At 74.1% G+C, this 14,541-nt stretch carries 10 protein-coding genes; 5 read left to right on the top strand and 5 right to left on the bottom strand.

Annotated elements, in window-relative coordinates:
- Positions 1-10 precede the first annotated feature (10 nt).
- On the top strand, positions 11-1,312 hold the full coding sequence (locus ACFVU7_RS34800) for an ABC transporter substrate-binding protein (RefSeq protein WP_049649970.1): 1,302 nt from the start codon (positions 11-13) through the stop codon (positions 1,310-1,312).
- A 90-nt stretch (positions 1,313-1,402) separates the two neighbouring features.
- Here ACFVU7_RS34800 and ACFVU7_RS34795 read toward each other — a convergent pair whose 3' ends face one another.
- Positions 1,403-2,635 (bottom strand): hypothetical protein, encoded by a 1,233-nt coding sequence (locus tag ACFVU7_RS34795; protein ID WP_388049218.1) that lies wholly within the window; start codon positions 2,633-2,635, stop codon positions 1,403-1,405.
- A gap of 245 nt (positions 2,636-2,880) precedes the next feature.
- Complete coding sequence (locus tag ACFVU7_RS34790; RefSeq protein WP_388049215.1) at positions 2,881-4,257, bottom strand: transcriptional regulator; 1,377 nt, start codon at positions 4,255-4,257, stop codon at positions 2,881-2,883.
- Positions 4,258-4,563: 306 nt separating this feature from the next.
- On the opposite strand from ACFVU7_RS34790, the gene ACFVU7_RS34785 reads away from it, so the two are divergent.
- Entirely contained in the window at positions 4,564-5,274 is a 711-nt protein-coding gene (locus ACFVU7_RS34785) for a bifunctional DNA primase/polymerase (RefSeq protein WP_053111970.1), read from the top strand.
- A 466-nt stretch (positions 5,275-5,740) separates the two neighbouring features.
- Here ACFVU7_RS34785 and ACFVU7_RS34780 read toward each other — a convergent pair whose 3' ends face one another.
- Complete coding sequence (locus ACFVU7_RS34780) at positions 5,741-6,433, bottom strand: metal-dependent transcriptional regulator (protein ID WP_049649967.1); 693 nt, start codon at positions 6,431-6,433, stop codon at positions 5,741-5,743.
- Positions 6,434-6,653: 220 nt separating this feature from the next.
- Here ACFVU7_RS34780 and ACFVU7_RS34775 point away from each other — a divergent pair, with 220 nt between their 5' ends.
- From ACFVU7_RS34775 to ACFVU7_RS34765, 3 genes are all read left to right on the top strand, one after another.
- Positions 6,654-7,418 carry a sugar isomerase domain-containing protein gene (locus ACFVU7_RS34775; RefSeq protein WP_049649966.1) on the top strand — a complete coding sequence of 255 codons (765 nt, stop codon included), beginning with the start codon at positions 6,654-6,656 and terminating at the stop codon, positions 7,416-7,418.
- Positions 7,419-7,689: 271 nt separating this feature from the next.
- Positions 7,690-8,607, top strand: coding sequence for a DUF4231 domain-containing protein (locus tag ACFVU7_RS34770; protein WP_049649965.1), 918 nt, complete (start codon positions 7,690-7,692; stop codon positions 8,605-8,607).
- 11 nt (positions 8,608-8,618) lie between these two features.
- Entirely contained in the window at positions 8,619-9,530 is a 912-nt protein-coding gene (locus tag ACFVU7_RS34765) for an alpha/beta fold hydrolase (RefSeq protein ID WP_049649964.1), read from the top strand.
- A gap of 7 nt (positions 9,531-9,537) precedes the next feature.
- Here the strand turns inward: ACFVU7_RS34765 and ACFVU7_RS34760 are convergent, their stop codons facing one another.
- A complete protein-coding gene (locus tag ACFVU7_RS34760; protein WP_380740008.1) occupies positions 9,538-10,506 on the bottom strand; it encodes a 2-hydroxyacid dehydrogenase in 969 nt (322 codons plus the stop codon).
- 31 nt (positions 10,507-10,537) lie between these two features.
- Positions 10,538-14,533 (bottom strand): FxSxx-COOH system tetratricopeptide repeat protein, encoded by a 3,996-nt coding sequence (gene fxsT / locus ACFVU7_RS34755; RefSeq protein WP_375876388.1) that lies wholly within the window; start codon positions 14,531-14,533, stop codon positions 10,538-10,540.
- Positions 14,534-14,541 lie beyond the last annotated feature (8 nt).

Here is a 14,541-nt window from a genome sequence, read left to right as displayed (position 1 = left end):
GGGAAAACCGATGACCAGCCGAAGGGACTCCTTCCAGGCCCGTCCCCCGATCGTGCGCCGCCGCCGCCGACGCCCGATCGCAGCCGCCGCCACCGCCGCGGTCCTGCTCCCCACCCTCTTCTCGGCCTCCGCGTGCGGCGGATCGGCCGATGCTTCGACCAGCGGCAGCGACCTGACCGTGATGACCTGGGCCCCGGCGGGCACCGGCTCCGCCGACCGCCCGGGCATGACGGCGCTCGCCTCCGCCATCGGCCAGGACGTCAACACCAAGGGCGGACTGAACGGCCACCGGCTGCGCGTGATCACCTGCAACGAGCACAACACCGTGGACGGTGCCCGCGCCTGCGCCCAGCAGGCGGTGGACGCCAAGGCGGTCGCCGTGATCGGCTCGTACAGCCAGTGGGGCGAGGCGTTCATGCCGGTGCTGGAGCGCGCCGGCATCCCGCTGATCGGCGGCTACGGGCTCTCCCAGCCGGAGTTCGCCAGCCCGCTGTCCTACCCGGTGGACGGCGGCATGCCGGCGCTGATCGCGGGCAACGGCCGCCAGCTGGTGGACGCCGGCTGCAAGTCCGTCGCCCTGGTCCGCCCGGACACCCCGGCCGGCGACAACCTGCTCGGCTACCTGGGCACCGCGCTGCGGCCGGCCGGGATCCGGCTGACGGACGTCAAGGCGCCCGAGCAGTCCTCCGACTACACCCCGGTGGTCCGCAAGGCGATCGGCAAGGACGAGCCGGGCACCTGCGTCACCAGCGCCCTGGCCGCCGAGCCGACCGGCAACCTGCTGGACTCCTACCGGCGGCTGAACCCGAAGAACACCCGGATCGCCTCGATCATCGGCAGCGTCCAGCAGTCGGTGGTGGACTCCACCGGCGGCGACTCCGGCCCGCTCGGCGGCGCCTACGTCACCAGCTGGTACCCGCCGGAGTCGGCGAAGATCTGGGACGGGCTGCGCGCCGTGGTGCGCACCGACACCACCAACGGGCACCCGATCGACGTCTCCGACCCGGGCGTGCAGACCACATGGGTCGCGTACGAGGTGTTCCGGACGGCGGTGCAGAAGCTGGCGGAGGCCGGCAAGCCGGTCTCCTCGAAGGCCGTCTCCTCGCTGCTGGACGGCGGCGAGGTCATCGACGTCGGGATCACCCCGCCGCTGAACTGGGGCACCACCAACATGCTGCCCAGCAGCGGGTCGCCGCGGCTGGTGAACACCTGGGTCACCTACCAGGTGGTCAGGAACGGCCGGATGACCCTGCAGCAGCCGGGCTTCGTGGACATCCGCTGGACGCTCACCGGAGGCCGTCCGCCGGCCTGACGCACGCGCCCGGAGCGGAGCGGGGACGGGCCCTCGGGCCCGTCCCCTCCGGTCGTTCAGGGGCCGCCGTCGCTCAGCGGGCGCCGTCGCTCAGAGGTCGCCGTCGTTCCGGTTGGGCAGTCCGCTCTGGGCGGCGATCGTGTTCCAGAGCGTGGCGGCCTGCTTCTTCGCGGTGGTCGCGGTGCCGCTGGCCTGGACGGCGTTCTTGTAGTGCGGGTTGTCCTGCTTCTTCGCGTCGCAGGCGCCCTGGGCGTCCTGCGCCCAGGCCGCGTACTCGTCGTCGGCCTGGGCCGAGGCCGTCCAGGCCGCGTTGAGCTGGTCGACCAGCTGCTGGCCGCCGGGCAGCTTGTCGGTCTTCAGCTGGCCGAGCTTGCTCTGGAGCTCGCGCCGCTTGCCGGCCGCGGCGGTCAGCGCCTGCTGGGACTCGGGCAGCTTGTCGCACTTCTGCACCGAGGCGACCGCGGAGACCACCGAGCTGCGGCTGTCGCTCGCGGTGCCCAGCAGGTCCGACAGCGGCTGCGCCTGGGCCTTGACGTCCGGGTCGACGGCCGCGCCGGAGCCGCTCGCGCTCGCCGTCCCGGGGGCGCCGGTGCCGGTGGCGCCGGCGGTGGCGGCCACCGGGCCGGTCTTCTTGGTGTCGTCCGTGGGCTCGCTGCCGCCGTTCATCAGGACGGCGACCAGGATGCCGGCCGCCGCGCAGCCCGCCACCACACCGCCGATGATCAGCTTGTTGGACGGACGCCCGCCCCGCCCCGAGCCACCGGCCTGGGTCGCGTCGAAGCCCTGGCCGTAGTCCTGCCCCTGCTCCGGGGCGTAGCCCTGGTGGTAGTCCTGCGCCGGGTAGGCCGGCTGCGGCTGCGCGGCCGGCGGGTAGGCCTGGTAGCCGGGCGCGGGCTGCGGCTGCGGGTAGCCGGGCTGGGCCTGCGCCGCCGGGTAGCCGGCCGTCTGCGGGTCGCCGCCGGGGTAGGGCGGCAGGTACTGGGTCTCCGGGGCCGGATCGGGCTGCGGCGCACCGTACCCGGGCTGCGCGGCGCCGTAGCCGGGCTGCGGCGCGCCCCACGGGGCGTTCGGCGCGGGCATCGGCTGGCCCGCCATCGACTGGCCGGGCATCGGCTGCGCGGGCATGGCCTGGGTCGGCAGCGCGTGCGCGCCCTCGCCGAGGTACTCCGGCTGCCCGGAGGGCTGTCCCACCGGCGGCACCGCCGAGTGGGCCTGCGGCGGGCCCGGCTGGCCCGGCTGGCCCTGGGGCTGGCCGGGCTCGGGGCGGAACAGGTCGTCCAGGTTGAAGTCACCGGAGTTCGGGTACGAGCGGCGCTGACTCAACGCGATTCCTCACCTGTGCAGGACCGCGCACTGACGGCGGACCACATCTCGTCGGTTCTTGGGAGCATCACAGTTCCATTGGACGTCGCGCCCACGCTACCGGTTCGCCTCACCGGGTGACCACGTGGGCGGGACATCCGTCACGCTCCCTGCACAGACGATCCGCGGCGGCCCCGGGCTCAGGGCCTGTCTTCTGGATCCTCGCCGGGTCCGCCAGGATCCAGGAGACAGGCCCTGGGCCGCCGCTAAGCCGCCTCGGCGTCGGCCCGGGCGTGGAACTCCCGGACCACCCGCTGCTCCCGGTAGGGCTCCAGGCGGCGCCGGAACTCGTCCAGGTACTCCACGCCCCGGTTGGAGCGCAGCCCGCTCAGCAGCCGGACCGCCTGGGTGCCCGTCTCACAGGCGCGTTCCAGGTCCCGCTGCTGGAGCTGGGCAGTGGCCAGCAGGACGAGGTCCACCGCGCGGCGCCGGACCCGGGTCGGCGGGTGCAGGTCGAGCGCCCGCCGGGCGTAGTGCTCGGCCGGGCCGGCCTGCTCCAGGTCCCGGTGGCAGTGGGCGAGCTCGTCCGCGAGGTAGGCGTCGTCGAAATGGGCGATCCAGTCCGGGTCGTCCTCCGGGCGGCGCTTCTCCATCGCCTCCAGCGCCCTGGCCGACACCGTCTCGCAGGAGCGGGCGTCGCCGAGCAGGGCGTGGCCGCGGGCCTCGGCGGCGTAGAACATCGCCATCGCCGTCGGGGTGGCCACCGAGCGGGCGCCTTCCTGGGCGGCGCGGGCGAGTTGGGCGATCTCGCGCGGGTTGCCGAGGGTGGCGGCCAGGTGGCTCATCGAGGCGGCCAGCACGTAGCCGCCGTAGCCGCGGTCGTCGGCGGCCTGGGCCAGCCGCAGCGCCTGGATGTAGTAGCGCTGGGCGAGCCCGGGCTGTCCGGTGTCCACCGCCATGTAGCCGGCCAGTTCGGTCAACCTGGCCACGGCGGCGAAGAGTTGGCGCCCGGTCTCCTCCCGGTAGGCGCCGCCGAGCAGGCCGGAGACCACCGAGTTGAGGTAGTGCACCACCACCGGGCGCACGTGGCCGCTGCCGAAGCGGTGGTCCAGGTCGACCAGCATCGCGGTGGTCGCCTTGATCGCGGCCACGTCGGTCGGACCGACCCGGGGGCCGCCGGCCCGCGCCACCACCGGGTCCGGCGGGGTGATCAGCCAGTCCCGGCTGGGCTCCACCAGCGCGGACGCGGCGACCGTCGCGCCGGTCAGGAAGTCCCGCCGGCCGACGTCACTGCGCCACAGCTCGCACACCTGCTCCAGGGCGGCGCCGATGGTCGGCGCGAACTGGAGCCCGGTGCCGGAGCTCAGGTTCTTGCCGTCCGCCATGCCGATCTCCTCGACCGACACGCTGCGGCCGAGCTTGCGGCCGAGGGCCTCGGCGATCACGGCCGGCGCCTGCCCGCGCGGCTGCTGCCCGCGCAGCCAGCGGGCGACGGAGGTCTTGTCGTACCGAAGGTCCAGCCCGTGCTCGGCGCCGCAGAGGTTGACCCTGCGGGCCAGGCCGGCATTGGAACAGCTGGCCTCCTGGATCAGTTGCTGCAGACGCTCGTTGGGCTGTCGTGCGACGAGTGGTCTCGCGGCCATTGGGCTTCGCCTCCCCACACCCTCCGGTCCCGGCCGGCGGGCGACGATTCTGCTGATCTGTTGCCGACTGTCCGACCGTCCAAGGAATCTGACACCAGGTTAGCGATCAGCAACGCCAGCGGGATACCCACGGTGACGAACCGCACCCCCCTTGCGCCCTGGTAAATGCTCCTGTGCGCCCCCGCTGCGCCTGCCCTCGGGCCCTTCAACTCGGTCGACTAACCGGAACGGGTGACATTGCCGCGATGCACCCAACCGGGCGGCTCCGGGCCGTAACCAGCCTCACGCACGGTAGTTGAGCACCCCGTGGAAGACATCCCCGACGCGGACCGGAACGAGAAGGCCGCTCCGCCCCCCTTACTCATCGAAGCCGTCGGCTACGCCGAGACCCGCCACTGGGAGGTCGCCCCGGGCGCCTGGCTGGTCGACGACGGCGACGGCGGCGTCCGCTGCTCCTGCGGCGACCGGCGCTGCACGCTGCCGGGCGCCCACCCGCTGGACCCGGACTGGGCGCGGCAGGCGAGCGCCGGCCCCGGCGCGGTGCGGAGCTGGTGGACCGAGCGGTCGCAGGCGTCGATCCTGCTGCCCACCGGGCGCTCGTTCGACGTCCTGGACGTCCCGGAGACGGCCGGCTGCCTGGCGCTCGCCCGGATGGAGCGGATGGACCTCCAGCTCGGACCGGTGGCGGTCCAGCCCGCCGCGCCCGGGCGGATCGGACGGCGGCTGCACTTCCTGGTGCTGCCCGGGGTCGCGGCCAGACTCCCGGAGATGCTCCGCCGGCTCGGCTGGCCGCCCGGCCGGCTGGACCTGGTCGCCCGCGGCGAGGGGGACTGGACCGTCGCCCCGCCGTCCCGGATCGGCTCTCTCGGGTACGCCCAGTGGGCCCGCTCCCCCACCGCGCTCAACCGCTGGCTGCCGGACGCCGCGGAACTGATCAGCCCGCTCGCGTACGCCTGCGGCCGCGAGGCGCCCTCGGTCCGCACCGCCGGGGCCGCCCAGCCCGCGCCGGTGGGCTGAGCCCGGGCCGCTCCCCCTACCCGCTCCGTCCGACCCGCGCCATCCGGCCTGCTCCGTTCGGCCCCGGGCGTGTCGGACGCCCCCGAGACCAGCCGCCCTCTGCCGATCGGGTGAGGGCGTGCTCCGCGCGACACCACGCGCGCGAGTGACGGGCCTTGTCCCCCACCGGGGACGGGGCCCGTCATACGCATGTCCGGATAAGGCCTCCGTGTACCCGCTGGTCAACCGGCAAAGCCCCTCGTACGAGTGACAGCACTCAAGGATTGCCATGATCGGCCGAGGGGAGGAATTGCGATGTGTGGGGACGCCGGCAGGGGCGCTCGGACGGGGAAGCCGGGCGGCGGCGACGGAGGGGAAGCGGGAGGGAACAGGAGGGGACGGAGGGGATGGGGAGGACGAAGGGGCCCGCTGCACGGGGAGCAGCGGGCCCCTTCGCCGTACCGGAGTACCCCGGCGCCGTACGGGCTCAGGCCTGGGCGACGAAGACGTGCTGGGCGATGTCCTTGCCCAGCTCCGCCGCGTTGTCCCCGGTGCCGACCAGCACGCCGCCGACGCCGGCGCTCACCTTGACCGTGGAGCCCGGCCGGACGCCGGCCCGGCGCAGGGTGCTCATCAGCGCGCTGTCCGTCTGGATCGGCTCGCCGATCCGGCGGACCACGACGTCGGCCCCGGCCTCGCCCGGCTTGACGGTGTCCAGCGGGACGAGCCCGGCGTCGAAGCCCTCGCCCTCGGCCTTGGTGTCGCCCAGCTCGTCCAGGCCCGGGATCGGGTTGCCGTACGGGGACTGGGTGGGGTGGCCGAGCATGGCGAGCACCTTGCGCTCGACCGTCTCGCTCATCACGTGCTCCCAGCGGCAGGCCTCCTCGTGCACCTGCTCCCACTCCAGGCCGATCACGTCGACGAGCAGGCACTCGGCGATGCGGTGCTTGCGCATGACGCGCACCGCCAGCCGGCGGCCCTCCTCGGTCAGCTCCAGGTGGCGGTCCCCGGCGACCTGGAGCAGCCCGTCGCGCTCCATCCGGCCGACCGTCTGGCTGACCGTGGGACCGCTCTGTTCCAGGCGCTCGGCGATGCGGGCGCGCATCGGGACGATGCCCTCCTCCTCCAGCTCCAGGATGGTGCGAAGGTACATCTCAGTGGTGTCGATCAGCCCAGACATCGCCGCTGGCTCCGTTCTTCGGTGTCCTCACCGCCAATTCTGACGTACCGGACCGACAACCGGGTCCGCCCCGGGGCTCCGGGGACCCGTTTTGTTCCTGTTGACAACGATGCCGCCGGGGCGCGACCGTGCTCGCCGAAGCTTTCTCCACCGGCGGTCTGGACCACCCGGACCACCCCACCCGGCCGGATCCCCCACCGGCAGAGAGCGAAGGCAGCAGATGAACGACCTGGTCGGCCGGTACTTCGACGCGGCGATCTCCCACCTCCAGCGGGTCCGCGAGGAGGAGGCCGACACCATCGAGGCTGCCGCCGCGCTGCTGGCGGAGGCGATGACCGAAGGTCGCCGGGTGTTCACCTTCGGTGCCGGGCACTCCGCGCTGCCGGCCCAGGACGTGGTCTACCGGGCCGGCGGGCTGGTCCCGGTGAACCTGCTGAACGTGCCCGGGATGGCCGGGGTGACGGTGATGCCCGCGCCGCTGTCCAGCGCGCTGGAGCGGGTCTCCGGGCTGGCCACCGCCACCCTGGACCTGACCCCGGCGACCGCCGGGGACCTGCTGTTCGTGATCTCGCTCTCCGGCCGCCAGGTGATGCCGGTCGAGCTGGCCCGGTACGCCCGGGACCGCGGCCTCAAGGTCGTCGGTGTGACCTCGCTCGCGTACCCGCGGGAGGTGCCCTCGGCGCACCCGACCGGCACCTACCTGAAGGACCACTGCGACGTGGTGCTGGACAGCAAGATCGCGGTCGGCGACGGCGAGCTGACCCACCCCGGCGCCGAGACCACCTTCGGCCCGGTCTCCACCATCGTGACCAGCGCGCTGATGCAGGCCGTGGTCGCCTCGGCGGTCGGCCGGCTGGCCGACCGGGCGGCCGCCGGGGAGTGCCCCGCGCCGCCGCTGTTCCGCTCCGGCAACGTCCCGGGCGGCACCGAGTGGAACGCGAAGCAGATGGCCGAGAACGCCGAGCGGGTCTTCTACACCTACTGAGCCGCACTCCCGCCCGGGTGAACCCGCCGGTCCGCACCGGCAGGTCGCCCGCGCACACCCGTCGGCCGCCGCACGCCCCCACCGCCTCCCGCACGCTGGGTGCCGGACCGAACACGGGGAGTACCGGACAACCACCGGGTCTTCCCGGCCACATCCGGCCGCCCCGGCCGTCACCAGGCGTACCGGCGAGCCGCCCGGGGCAGGAGAGCGGTGCGACCGGAGCGACTGGTGGGGGCCGAACATGGCGTCTGTTGCGGGACGGACCGGGTGGGTGCGTGAGCGGGACCTGCTGCCCGAGTTCTTCTGGGCCGCCGACGCGGCCTCACTGCGCGGGCAGCGGCGCTCGGTGCTGCTCTCCGCCTGGGAGCTGGTCCTGCTGGTGGTCGCCGCGGCGACCGGCTCCGCCGACGGCGAGCCCTGGGCCTGGCCGGCGGCGGCGGCCTACCTCGGCGCGATCGCGCTGGCCGTGGTGATCAGCCGGCAGAACCCGCAGGGCCTCTGGTACGAGGGCCGGGCGGCCGCCGAGTCGGTGAAGACGCTGGCCTGGAAGTACGCCGTCCGGGCCGACGCCTACCAGCCCCCGCCGCGCCCCCTGCCGGACGCCGAGGGGCTGTACCGCTTCCAGCTCGCCCGGGTGCTCGGCGCGTTCCGGGAGACCCCGGTGGGCGTCCCGGACGCCGGGGTGGAGATCACCCCGGCGATGCGCGACCTGCGCGGGCAGCCGCTGGCGGTGCGCCGCGAGGTGTACCTGGCCGAGCGGATCCGGCTGCAGCACGACTGGTACCGCGCCAAGGCCCGCTACTGCGCCCGCGCCGGGCACTGGGCCGGGGTGCTGGGCGTGCTGCTGCCCGCGCTGGGCCTGGTGCTCGCCGTCCTGCGGGCGCTCGGCGCGTTCGGCTACGACGCGCTGGGCACGGTGTCGGCGGTGGCCGCCTCGGTCGCCGCCTGGGCGCAGCTGCGCCAGTACCGGCCGCTGGCCGCCGCGTACGCCCTGGCCGCCGAGGAGCTGGCGCAGGTCCAGCGCCAACTCGCCCAGCTGGACCTGGAGTCGATGGAGGCCGAGGAGGTCTGGGCCCGCCTGGCCCGGGACGCCGAGGACGCGATCTCCCGCGAGCACACCACCTGGCAGGCGCGCCGGGAGGTGCGCACCACCACTGACCGGGAGCACGCAACCGACCCGGAGCACTGAGGAGGCCGCAGGTGTCGTTACGGACGGTCAAGACGGCGGACGACCGCGCCCTCGCCGTGGAGTCCCTCGGCGACCCGCGCGGCCGTCCGGTCTTCCTGCTGCACGGCATGCCCGGCAGCCGGGTCGGCCCGCACCCGCGCAGCACCGTGCTGTACCGGCTGGGCGTACGGCTCATCTCGTACGACCGGCCCGGCTACGGCGACTCGACCCGGCTGTTCGGCCGCCGGGTGAGCGCGGCGGCCGCGGACGTGCGGACCATCGCGGACGAGTTCGGGCTGGAGAACTTCGCGGTGCTCGGCCGCTCCGGCGGCGGCCCGCACGCGCTGGCCTGCGCGGCGCTGCTGCCGGAGCGGGTCAGCCGGGCGGCGGTGCTGGTCGGCCTGGCCCCGCGCAACGCGACCGGACTGGACTGGTACGCGGGGATGACCCCGTCCAACGTCCGCGCCTACAAGGAGGCCGAGCGCGGGCACGGCCGGATCGCCGACGCGATGGAGTTCCGCTCCCGGCAGATCAAGGACGACCCGGTCCGGCTGCTGAACGGGCTGCGCACCGAACTCTCCGCCGCCGACCGGGAGGTGGTGGCCGACAGCGGGCTGCGGCGGATGCTCCAGAGCAACTACCGGGAGGCGTTCCGGCACGGCGCGGACGGCTGGATCGACGACGTGCTGGCCTTCACCGCCGACTGGGGGTTCGAGGTCGGGTCGGTCCGGGTGCCGACCTGGCTCTGGCACGGCGCGGACGACCAGTTCTCGCCGGTCGACCACTCCCGCTGGCTGGCCGACCACATCCCGGACGCCGAGCTGTTCCTGGAGCCCGGCGCCGCGCACTTCGGGGCGTTCCGGGTGATGACCACCGCGCTGGCCTGGGCGGCCGGCTGGGGTGCCCCGGGGGGTTCGGACCTCCACCGGCGTCCGGGGCGCTGAGCGGCCGTCAGATGAGCTGGACCACCGGCGTCAGCGGCGCCGAACCGCCGAGCACCGCCAGCACGTTGTCCACCGCCAGGCCGCCCATCGCCTGCCGGGTGCGGACGGTGGCGCTGCCCAGGTGCGGGGCGAGCACGGCGCGCTCCTGGGCGAGCAGCGCGGCCGGGACGGCCGGCTCGCGCTCGAAGTTGTCCACGGCGGCGGCGAACAGCGCGCCGGACTCCAGCGCGGCGGCCAGCGCCTCCTCGTCCACCACGCCCGCGGTCATGCTGACCACCACCGCGCCGCGCGGCAGCAGGGCGAGCCGGCGGGCGTCCAGCAGGTGCCGGGTGTCGGCGGTGAACGGGCAGGTGACGACCAGCACGGTGGAGGTGGCGAGCAGTTCCTCCAACGGCTTCCAGTCGGCGCCCCCGGCCTGCTCGGGCGGCAGTTCGCGGCGGTTGTGGTAGCCGACCGGCATGTCGAAGGCGCGGGCCCGGCGGGCCACCGCCTGGCCGATCCGGCCCATGCCGAGCACGCCCAGCGGGGTGCCGGCCAGCTCCATGCCGAGCAGGAAGTTCGGCGCCCAGGTCCAGGGCGCGCCGGAGCGCAGCAGCCGCTCGCCCTCGCCGAGCCGGCGGGTGGCGGCCAGCAGCAGCGCCCAGGCCATGTCGGCGGTGGCGGTGGTGAGCACGCCGGGGGTGTTGGTGACCAGCACCCCGCGTTCGGCGCAGGCGGCCACGTCCACGTTGTGGTAGCCGACGGCGTGGTTGGCGACGACCGCCAGCCCCGGGCCGGCCGCGTCGAGGAACTCGGCGTCCACCCGGTCGTCCAGGGTGGTGATCACGGCCCGCCGGCCGCGGACGGCGTCCAGCAGGGCGGCCCGGTCCATCGCCAGGTCGGAGTCGTGGCAGGTGACGGCGTGGTGCGCGGTGAGCCGTTCGATGACGCCGGGGGCGAGGCGCCGGGTGACCAAGACCGGGGGCGGGGTGCTCATGGTCCGGCAGCGTACCCCGCCCCCTGCCCGGTCAGACCGGCTGCGGCTCCAGGTCCCGGTTGATCCGCTTCCAGCCGCGCGCGGCGACCGTGTTGGGGTGCTCCTCGCCGAACTGCCGGATCAGCTCGGAGATCGCCCGGGCCCGCAGTTCGGCCGCCTGGGTGTGCCGCCCGCCCGACCGCAGGGTGATCGCCAGGTTGGCCTCGCAGGCCACCGCGTCCGGGTGCTGGGCGCTGTAGCGGTCGCAGAGCCCCTGGTACGCGGCCCGGCCGAGCCGCTCGGCGCGGTCCAGCTGCCCGTCGTCGCCGTAGGCGTTGGCCAGGTTGATCATCGCGTTGAGGGTGTACGGGTGCTCCGGCCCGACCGAGCGGGTCAGCCCCTCGAAGGTGATCCGGCCGCGCTCGATGGCGCCCGGGACGTCGCCGCTGCCCCGCAGGTAGATGCCGAGGTTGTTGGCGCAGGCCAGGGTGAACGGGTGCTCGTCGCCGAACAGCCGCCGGTGGCCCTCGAAGACGGTGGAGCAGAGGTCGCGGGCGGCCTCCTTGTCGCCGGAGGCGCTGTGGTCGGCGGCCAGGTTGAGCGCGCAGGCGAGCGCGTCGGGGGCGTCGGCGCCGTAGCGCTCCAGGTAGCGCTCGTAGGTCTCCTTGGTGATCCGGCGGGCCTCGGCGAGCTGGCCGATCCGGCGCAGCGAGACGGCCAGCGACTTGGCGTTGCGCAGGTTCTCCGGCAGGTCCGGGTCGAGCACGTCGCCGAGGTCGGAGGTGACCTCCTGGAGCAGGTCCACCGAGCCGCGGTAGTCACCGAGTTCGCGCAGGTCGCGGGCCAGGTTGGACTTGGTGGACAGGGTGTAGGGGTGCTTGGGGCCGAGGACGGCGGTGCGCCGGTCGAGGGTCTCCTGGTCGAGTTCGCGGGCCGCCTCGCTGTCGCCGACCAGCCGGTAGTCGATCGCCAGGTTGTTCGCCATGGAGAGCGTGCGCGGGTTGTCGTCGCCGAACAACTCGCGGAACTGGTCGAGGATTTCGCGGTCGAGGTCGAGGGCGGCCTGGAACCGGCCGAGCGCCCTGCGGTCGGCGCCGAGCGAGCCGGCCGTCATCAGGGTGTACGGGTGGTGCTCGCCGAGCAGGGCCCGCTGGCGCTCCAGGGTGTCCTCATCCAGGGCCAGCGCCTCGCCGTAGTTCCCCTGGGAGCGCAGCACGTTGGCGAGCTGGAAGCGCAGCAGCAGGGTCTGCCGGTCGTCCTCGCCCAGCTTGCCGGTCCACTCCACGTCCAGGGCGTGGCCGAGGTCGCGGGCGCGGTCGAGCTCGCCGCGCTTCCACAGGTAGCGGACCCGGTCGATGAGCAGCTGGCGGGTGTCCGCCTCGTCGCAGTTGTGCGCCTTGGACGGCGACAGGTGCGGCCAGATCTCGTCGAAGGCGGGCCAGTTGGCCGGGTCGTCGGTGTCGCCGAGGACGGGCCGGGCGCCGGTGAGGATGCGGTGCACCTCGTGGACGGCGACCTCCTGCTCGTCGGCGGTCATCCCGGCCCGGATCACCGCCTGGACGAGCCGGTGCACCTGGAAGCTGTTGCTGCCGGCGTCGACCTTGGCCAGCGCGTACCGGCCGATCGCCTGGATCACCTTGCCCAGCATGAACTTGTCGCTGAGGTCGGCGTCGAACCGCACCAGCGCCCGGATCATCTGGTCGCTGTAGAAGAGGTTCATCGAGATCGGCTCGGGCGCGAAGAACGCGCAGAGCTGGAGCAGCCGGACGGCCGCCGGGGACTGCTGGCGCAGCCGTCCGATCGACACGTTCCAGGTCGCGGCGACCGGGGTCGGGTAGTCGGCCGGGCGGCCGACGGCCAGCGCGCGGGCGGCCTCGGCGTGCAGCTGGGAGACGTAGGTCTCCACCGGGGTGCCGGTGGTGTCCAGCCAGGCGGCGGCCACCTCGACGGCCAGCGGCAGGTCGCCGACCGCCTCGGCGACCCGGTCGGCGTCCGGGCGGGAGAGGCTGCGGGCGCGCCGGCACAGGTGCTCGACGCTCTCCCCGCGGGTGAAGACGTCGACCTCCAGCGCCTCGGCGTGCCCGGTCCAGGCCTGGTTCCGGGAGGTGACCAGGATGTGGCCGGAGCCGCCGGGGAAGAACCGGCGGATCTCGGCGGGCTCGTCGGCGTTGTCGAAGATCAGCAGCCAGCGCGAGGTGGGCACGCCGCGCCGCAGCGCCTCCCGGGCCGCCTCGGCCGCCTCGGTGACCGAGTCGCCGACCCGCAGGCCGAGCCGGCGGGCGAGTTCGGCGAGCGCCGGGGCGACCAGCTCGATCTGCTCGGCGTCGATCCACCAGACCAGGTCGTAGTCGGACATGAAGCGGTGGGCGTACTCCAGGGCCACCTGGGTCTTGCCGACGCCGCCGAGCCCGTACAGGGTCTGCGGGGTGGGCAGCACGGCCGCCATGCCGCCGCGCAGCTGGTTGCGCAGCTGCTCCAGGACGGCGGCGCGGCCGGTGAAGGAGGGGTTGCGCGGCGGGACGTCCCACACCGAGGGCTTGCTGCCGGGGAAGCGCGGGCCGCCGCTGGGCGCTTCGTCGAGCGGGGAGTCGCCGCGGCCGAGCGCGCGCAGCAGGCTCTGGATCGACTGGGTCTCGTCACGGCCGACCAGGTCGACCGGGTTGCGGTTGCTGAACGGCGCGGTGAGCCGGACGTCGCCGACCCGGACCGGCAGCAGCTGGCGCCGGGTGCCGGAGGGGTCGGAGCTGACCACCGACTCCCACAGCGCCCGCGCCTGCGGGGAGCGCTGGTAGGCGGGCGAGAGCACGGCGACCGTCCGGTACGCGGAGTCGATGCCGCGCTCGGTCTCCTCGCGCGGGTCGGTGCCGGCGCTGAGGTCGCGCGGCAGCACCCGGAAGCCGGCCCTGGTCAGGACGGACTCGATCCAGTCCGCCCACATCCGGTCCTCGGGGACGTAGGACAGGTAGAGGTCGGCGGGCACGGACGGGCGGCGGCGGGTGAACGCGTCCACGTAGCGCAGCCGCACCTCCTCGTCCATCGGCGGCAGGCCGGCCGCCCGGCCCTCGGTGATCATGGAGGTGAGCCGCTCGCAGGCGGCCAGCATCGAGGTGGGCGTGCCGGTCTGGTCGCCGAAGGTCGCGAGGATCTCCTCGTAGGCGTAGAACGGCCGGTACGGGATCTCCACCGAGCCCCAGTACTGGGCGAGTTCCTCGCCCTCGAAGCCGGTCGGCAGCCCGTCGAAGCGGACCCGGGCGAGGGCGCGGCCGGCGTCCGCCTTCTCCTTCTCGCCCTCGTCGATGCGCATCGGGACGGGCAGGATGCGGATGCCGCGCTCGCGGTAGCGGTCGTGGATGTGCTGGGCGATCCGGGAGGCGCCGTCGATGGACTGGTCGCTGAGGGTGAAGCAGACCACCAGGTCGTCGGGCATCTGGACGGTGCAGATCTCGGCGATGTCGGACAGGCCGGTGCGGGAGTCGATCAGCACGTAGTCGTAGCGCTTGGCCATGTCGGCCTTGAGGGCGTCGAAGAACTGCCCGCCGTCGAAGCGGTCGTAGAAGATGTCCCAGTCGAGGTGGGTGACGGCCTCGGAGTAGTCGCGGTTGAACTGGCCCGCGGAGAGGAAGTCCAGGCTGCCGCCGGCCGGGAAGTGCGGCCAGATGAGCGAGAGCGCGTGCGGGTGCACCCGGGCGAAGTCCAGGTGCCAGCCCTCGGCGTGCTCGACCGGGCGCAGCGCCTCCTCCCGGTACTCGGCGATCAGGTCCATCATGCCGGTGGTGCCGGCCAGCGAGGCCTGGTCGAGGAACGGGTGGAAGAACTTGGCGAGGCCGGGCGCCTCCAGGTCCCAGTCCACGGTGAGCACCCGGAACCCGTTGGCGGCCAGGATCCAGGCGGTGTTGGCGAGCGCCATGGTGCGGCCGGTGCCGCCCTTGTACGAGTAGAAGGTGATGATCCGGCCGTTGCGGTCCTGCTCCGCCGCCTGCCGCTGGGCGGCCAGGTCGGCGGCGGTGAGCCCGCCGAGGCGCAGGTTCCTGGTGACGTTGTCGCTCATGCGGCCAC

The organism is Kitasatospora sp. NPDC058046 (genome assembly GCF_042885595.1).
Lineage (GTDB): Bacteria > Actinomycetota > Actinomycetes > Streptomycetales > Streptomycetaceae > Kitasatospora.
The sequence above is the reverse complement of the archived record's forward strand: the minus strand, read 5'-3'. Positions and strand labels throughout refer to the sequence as shown.

Excerpts from the sequence above, each read along its gene's own strand:
- ACFVU7_RS34800 (WP_049649970.1), top strand. The coding sequence starts at position 11 with ATGACCAGCCGAAGGGACTCCTTCCAGGCCCGTCCCCCGATCGTGCGC.
- ACFVU7_RS34760 (WP_380740008.1), bottom strand. The coding sequence starts at position 10,506 with ATGAGCACCCCGCCCCCGGTCTTGGTCACCCGGCGCCTCGCCCCCGGC.
- ACFVU7_RS34775 (WP_049649966.1), top strand. The coding sequence starts at position 6,654 with ATGAACGACCTGGTCGGCCGGTACTTCGACGCGGCGATCTCCCACCTC.
- ACFVU7_RS34780 (WP_049649967.1), bottom strand. The coding sequence starts at position 6,433 with ATGTCTGGGCTGATCGACACCACTGAGATGTACCTTCGCACCATCCTG.
- fxsT (WP_375876388.1), bottom strand. The coding sequence starts at position 14,533 with ATGAGCGACAACGTCACCAGGAACCTGCGCCTCGGCGGGCTCACCGCC.
- ACFVU7_RS34790 (WP_388049215.1), bottom strand. The coding sequence starts at position 4,257 with ATGGCCGCGAGACCACTCGTCGCACGACAGCCCAACGAGCGTCTGCAG.